This is a genomic window from Citrobacter sp., from assembly GCF_050252275.1.
GTDB lineage: Bacteria > Pseudomonadota > Gammaproteobacteria > Enterobacterales > Enterobacteriaceae > Citrobacter_A > Citrobacter_A amalonaticus.
On record NZ_JBFWLF010000275.1, the window covers coordinates 1 to 6114 of the forward strand.

Consider the following 6114-nt stretch of genomic DNA (forward strand, 5'->3'; position numbering starts at 1 on the left):
AGCAGAGCAATGACCGCGCGCAGCAGATTGTTGACGCTACCGACAAACTGGCCGTAAACATCGGTCTGGAGATCCTGAAACTGGTCCCGGGTCGTATCTCCACGGAAGTGGATGCTCGCCTGTCTTATGACACCGATGCCTCTATCGCCAAAGCGAAACGCATCATCAAGCTGTATAACGACGCAGGCATCAGTAACGATCGCATTCTGATCAAACTGGCTTCAACCTGGCAGGGCATCCGCGCTGCTGAGCAGCTGGAAAAAGAAGGCATCAACTGTAACCTGACGCTGCTGTTCTCCTTTGCGCAGGCGCGAGCTTGTGCTGAAGCGGGCGTATTCCTGATCTCTCCGTTCGTGGGCCGTATTCTTGACTGGTATAAATCCAATACCGACAAGAAAGAGTATGCGCCGGCGGAAGATCCGGGCGTGGTTTCTGTAACGGAGATCTACGAATACTACAAACAGCACGGCTACGAGACCGTTGTGATGGGCGCAAGCTTCCGTAACATCGGTGAAATTCTTGAGCTGGCTGGCTGCGATCGCCTGACCATCGCACCGGCGCTGCTGAAAGAGCTGGCGGAAAGCGAAGGGGCTATCGAACGTAAACTGTCCTTCTCTGGCGAAGTGAAAGCGCGTCCGGAACGCATCACCGAGTCTGAGTTCCTGTGGCAGCACAACCAGGATCCCATGGCGGTAGACAAGCTGGCGGACGGTATCCGTAAGTTTGCTGTTGACCAGGAAAAACTGGAAAAAATGATCGGCGACTTGCTGTAATCATTGATGCGTGACCGGTACGCCGGTCACGCTACCTCTTCTCAACCCTGTCTGTCCTTCCCTTCGCAGTGTATCATTCTGTTTAACGAGACTGTTTAAATGGAATAATCATGAACACCTTACGTATTGGCTTAGTTTCCATTTCTGACCGCGCCTCCAGCGGTGTCTATCAGGATAAAGGTATTCCGGCGCTGGAAGAGTGGCTATCGACGGCGCTGACCACCCCTTTTGAGGTGCAGACACGCTTGATTCCTGACGAGCAGGCCATCATCGAACAAACGCTGTGTGAGCTGGTGGACGAGATGAGTTGCCATCTGGTGCTGACCACTGGCGGCACCGGTCCTGCGCGTCGTGATGTGACGCCGGATGCGACCCTCGCAGTTGCCGATCGCCAGATGCCTGGTTTTGGCGAACAGATGCGGCAGATTAGCCTGCACTTTGTACCGACGGCGATCCTGTCGCGCCAGGTCGGGGTGATTCGCAAGCAGGCGTTAATCCTCAATTTACCGGGCCAGCCGAAATCCATTAAAGAGACTCTGGAAGGCGTGAAGGATGCCGAAGGGAATGTCGTTGTGGCGGGTATATTCGCAAGTGTACCGTATTGTATACAGCTTCTCGAAGGGCCGTATGTGGAAACCGCGCCGGAAATCGTAGCATCTTTTCGCCCGAAAAGCGCAAGACGTGAAATAAACGCCTGAAATTAGTCTTTTCGTAAGATAAGCGGCGGTGAAAGTGGCGTGTTGATTTGTTTACGATATAGTAAGTTTTACTTTACATGTATCGTTCATAACAACGCTCCTCAGACTTATGGTTCGCTATGTCACAACATACACGCCCCCTCAATCGCCAGGATTACAAAACGCTGACGCTGGCCGCCCTTGGCGGCGCGCTTGAGTTTTATGATTTTATTATCTTCGTCTTTTTCGCTGCAGTGGTAGGGGAGTTGTTTTTCCCCGCTGATATTCCCGAATGGCTACGTCAGGTACAAACCTTTGGCATCTTCGCTGCCGGATATCTGGCGCGTCCGTTAGGCGGCATCATCATGGCGCACTTTGGCGATCTGGTCGGGCGCAAAAAGATGTTCACCCTGAGCATTTTGTTGATGGCGGTTCCCACGCTGGCGATTGGTCTGCTGCCAACGTACGCCTCTATGGGAATTATTGCGCCGCTATTGTTGCTGCTGATGCGTATTTTGCAGGGGGCGGCGATTGGCGGTGAAGTTCCGGGTGCATGGGTGTTTGTGGCCGAGCATGTTCCCGAACGTCGTATCGGCATTGCCTGCGGAACGCTAACGGCGGGTCTGACGGTGGGGATCCTGCTGGGTTCCGTAGTAGCCACTCAGGTGAATACCCTTTTAACGCAACAGGCCGTGCATGACTATGGCTGGCGAATTCCGTTCTTGTTGGGTGGGATTTTTGGGCTGGTGGCGATGTATTTACGCCGTTGGTTACAGGAAACGCCGATCTTTCTGGAGATGCAGCAGCGTAAGACGCTGGCGCAGGAACTGCCGGTGAAGTCGGTCGTCGTGAAACATCAGAAGGCAGTGGTGATCTCCATGCTTCTGACCTGGCTGCTCTCCGCAGGGATCGTGGTGGTGATTTTAATGTCGCCAGTCTGGCTGCAAAAGCAGTACGGACTAGCCCCAGCCCTGACGTTGCAGGCAAACAGCGTGGCGACCATTATGCTTTGCATGGGTTGCCTGTTGGCGGGCTTTATTGTCGACCGCGTTGGCGCCAGCAAAACCTTTATTGTTGGCAGCCTGTTATTGGCTTGTTCGAGCGGGTTGTTCTACCACCTGGCGGGCACACATCCGCAATATCTGTTCCTGCTTTATGGGCTGGTGGGTCTGTGTGTGGGAGTGGTGGGCGCAGTGCCATACGTGATGGTGCGCGCGTTTCCTGCGGAAGTCCGCTTTACCGGCATTTCATTTTCCTACAATGTTTCTTATGCCATTTTCGGTGGGCTGACGCCGATTGTCGTCACACTGCTGATGAGCGTCTCGCCGATGGCTCCAGGCTGGTATGTGCTGGCGTTGTCGCTGGTGGGATTGGGACTGGGAATTTGGTTGCGACAGGACATGTATTATCGCGATACGGAAATGCAGGCTGAGCTACAACAGCCGTAATAATGATCCCCCCTTAGCGGGGGGATACTGATGAATCAGTGTTTTTCACCAATCGGCAGAATGGTACGGCCAAACTGTTCGTTCAGCACTTCGCCCATCGCCAGGTAAATGGCGCTGGCGCCACACACTAAGCCAACCCAGCCGGCAAAGTGGATCACGGCTTCGTTACCCGCGATGTTACCCACAGCCAACAGAGCGAACAGAACCGTCAGGCTCAGGAACACGAACTGCAGCATGCGTGCGCCCGTCAGCGTACCGAAGAACATAAACAGTGTGAATACGCCCCACAGGCCCAGGTAGGCGCCAAGGAACTGGGCATTCGGCGCTTCTGTCAGCCCCATTTTCGGCATCAGCAGGATCGCGACCAGCGTCAGCCAGAACGAGCCGTAAGAGGTGAAAGCGGTCAAACCGAAGGTATTCCCTTTTTTGTATTCCAGCAGGCCGGCAAAAATTTGCGCGATACCGCCGTAGAAAATTCCCATCGCGAGAATAATACCGTCAAGAGCGAAGAAACCCGCGTTATGCAGGTTAAGCAGAATGGTGGTCATGCCGAAGCCCATCAGGCCCAGCGGTGCCGGGTTAGCCAACTTAGTGTTGCCCATAAATCCTCAAGATCATCATTAATTGAATGGTGAAATAGTTATCCCCGCTAAAACATGACGCCGTTCGGGGCGCGGCATAATAATCAGGAGAGAAGGGGCTGTCTATGATCTCATCGGGGGAAAAGAGTGAATTTCTGCCGTGATCGCCATCACACATCATCCAGGCGATTTATTTCAACAAAAGCAAAAATTTTTTTCATTCCCCCCTTGATGAAGTGGGTTACGACCCCACTTAGTAGTCAACCGCAGTGGTGAGTCTGAAAAAAAACGAATCAGGGTAGTTGAAACCGCACGTTTCGCCCTTATTACAGACTCACAACCACATGTTGACCGAATTTTTAGTGGAGACGTTTAGATGGGTAAAATTATTGGTATCGACCTGGGTACTACCAACTCTTGTGTAGCGATTATGGACGGCACTACTGCACGTGTGCTGGAGAACGCCGAGGGCGATCGCACCACGCCTTCTATCATTGCTTATACCCAGGATGGTGAAACTCTGGTTGGTCAGCCGGCTAAACGTCAGGCAGTGACAAACCCGCAAAACACCCTGTTTGCGATTAAACGCCTGATTGGCCGCCGCTTCCAGGACGAAGAAGTTCAACGTGATGTTTCCATCATGCCGTACAAAATCATTGGCGCCGACAACGGCGACGCATGGCTGGATGTGAAAGGTCAGAAAATGGCACCGCCGCAGATCTCGGCTGAAGTGCTGAAGAAAATGAAGAAAACGGCTGAAGATTACCTGGGTGAACCGGTAACGGAAGCGGTTATCACTGTACCTGCTTACTTTAACGATGCTCAGCGTCAGGCAACCAAAGACGCCGGTCGTATCGCAGGTCTGGAAGTGAAACGTATCATCAACGAACCGACTGCCGCTGCGCTGGCATACGGTCTGGATAAAGAAGTCGGTAACCGTACTATCGCGGTTTACGACCTCGGTGGTGGTACTTTCGATATCTCTATTATCGAAATCGACGAAGTTGACGGCGAAAAAACCTTCGAAGTTCTGGCAACCAACGGTGATACCCACCTAGGTGGTGAAGACTTCGACAGCCGTATGATCAACTATCTGGTTGAAGAATTTAAGAAAGATCAGGGCATTGACCTGCGTAACGATCCGCTGGCCATGCAGCGCCTGAAAGAAGCGGCAGAAAAAGCGAAAATTGAGCTTTCTTCTGCGCAGCAGACCGACGTGAACCTGCCGTACATCACTGCAGATGCCACCGGTCCGAAACACATGAATATCAAAGTGACTCGCGCGAAACTGGAAAGCCTGGTCGAAGATCTGGTGAACCGTTCCATCGAGCCGCTGAAAGTCGCTCTGCAGGACGCTGGCCTGTCCGTATCTGATATCAACGACGTTATCCTCGTGGGTGGTCAGACGCGTATGCCAATGGTGCAGAAGAAAGTAGCTGAGTTCTTTGGTAAAGAACCGCGTAAAGACGTGAACCCGGACGAAGCCGTGGCGATCGGTGCTGCCGTTCAGGGTGGTGTATTGACCGGTGATGTGAAAGACGTACTGCTGCTGGACGTTACCCCGCTGTCTCTGGGTATCGAAACCATGGGTGGTGTGATGACGGCGCTGATCTCCAAAAACACCACTATCCCGACCAAGCACAGCCAGGTGTTCTCTACTGCGGAAGACAACCAGTCTGCGGTAACCATCCATGTGCTGCAGGGTGAACGTAAACGTGCGTCTGATAACAAATCTCTGGGTCAGTTCAACCTGGATGGGATCAACCCGGCACCGCGCGGCATGCCGCAGATCGAAGTGACCTTCGATATCGATGCTGACGGTATCCTGCACGTTTCCGCGAAAGACAAAAACAGCGGTAAAGAGCAGAAGATCACCATCAAGGCGTCTTCTGGTCTGAATGAAGAAGAAATTCAGAAAATGGTTCGCGAAGCGGAAGCGAACGCCGAGTCTGACCGTAAGTTCGAAGAGCTGGTTCAGACCCGCAACCAGGGTGACCATCTGTTGCACAGCACTCGCAAGCAGGTTGAGGAAGCCGGCGAACAACTGCCAGCTGACGACAAAACCGCTATCGAGTCTGCACTGAGCGCACTGGAAACGGCGCTGAAAGGTGAAGACAAAGCGGCTATCGAAGCGAAGATGCAGGAGCTGGCGCAGGTTTCCCAGAAACTGATGGAAATCGCTCAACAGCAGCACGCACAGCAGCAGGCAGGTTCCGCTGACGCTTCCACAAACAACGCGAAAGATGATGATGTTGTCGACGCTGAGTTTGAAGAAGTGAAAGACAAAAAATAATCGCCCTTTGAACGGGTAATTACTGGCACGGGCGAAGAGGTTTCCTCTCCGCCCGTGCACGCATGTTAAGGGCAGATAAAAAGAGATGGCTAAGCAAGACTATTACGAGATTTTAGGCGTTTCCAAATCAGCGGAAGAGCGTGAAATCAAAAAGGCCTACAAGCGCCTGGCCATGAAATTTCACCCGGACCGTAATCAGGGTGATAAAGAGGCCGAAGCCAAGTTTAAAGAGATCAAAGACGCGTATGAAGTCCTGACCGACTCGCAAAAACGCGCCGCTTACGACCAGTACGGACATGCTGCGTTTGAGCAAGGCGGTATGGGTGGCGGCGGTGGTTTTGG

The 6114-nt window shown here is 52.8% G+C and carries 6 protein-coding genes; 5 read left to right on the top strand and 1 reads right to left on the bottom strand.

Annotated features, from left to right (window positions below; translation table 11 throughout):
• The 3 genes from tal to AB7E14_RS19145 form a co-directional block, all read left to right on the top strand.
• A partial coding sequence (gene tal, locus AB7E14_RS19135; protein WP_428169804.1) for a transaldolase occupies positions 1-773 on the top strand: 773 nt, incomplete at its 5' end.
• 110 nt (positions 774-883) lie between these two features.
• Entirely contained in the window at positions 884-1471 is a 588-nt protein-coding gene (gene mog / locus AB7E14_RS19140; protein ID WP_042998013.1) for a molybdopterin adenylyltransferase, read from the top strand.
• Between the two features lie 119 nt (positions 1472-1590).
• Positions 1591-2898, top strand: a complete 1308-nt coding sequence (locus tag AB7E14_RS19145; protein ID WP_044255624.1) for an MFS transporter — start codon at positions 1591-1593, stop codon at positions 2896-2898.
• A gap of 35 nt (positions 2899-2933) precedes the next feature.
• Here AB7E14_RS19145 and satP read toward each other — a convergent pair whose 3' ends face one another.
• Entirely contained in the window at positions 2934-3500 is a 567-nt protein-coding gene (satP, locus tag AB7E14_RS19150) for an acetate uptake transporter (protein WP_042998011.1), read from the bottom strand.
• Positions 3501-3855: 355 nt separating this feature from the next.
• Here satP and dnaK point away from each other — a divergent pair, with 355 nt between their 5' ends.
• Both dnaK and AB7E14_RS19160 read left to right on the top strand, forming a co-directional pair.
• A complete protein-coding gene (dnaK, locus tag AB7E14_RS19155; protein WP_042998010.1) occupies positions 3856-5772 on the top strand; it encodes a molecular chaperone DnaK in 1917 nt (638 codons plus the stop codon).
• Between the two features lie 85 nt (positions 5773-5857).
• A partial coding sequence (locus AB7E14_RS19160) for a DnaJ domain-containing protein (RefSeq protein ID WP_428169805.1) occupies positions 5858-6114 on the top strand: 257 nt, incomplete at its 3' end.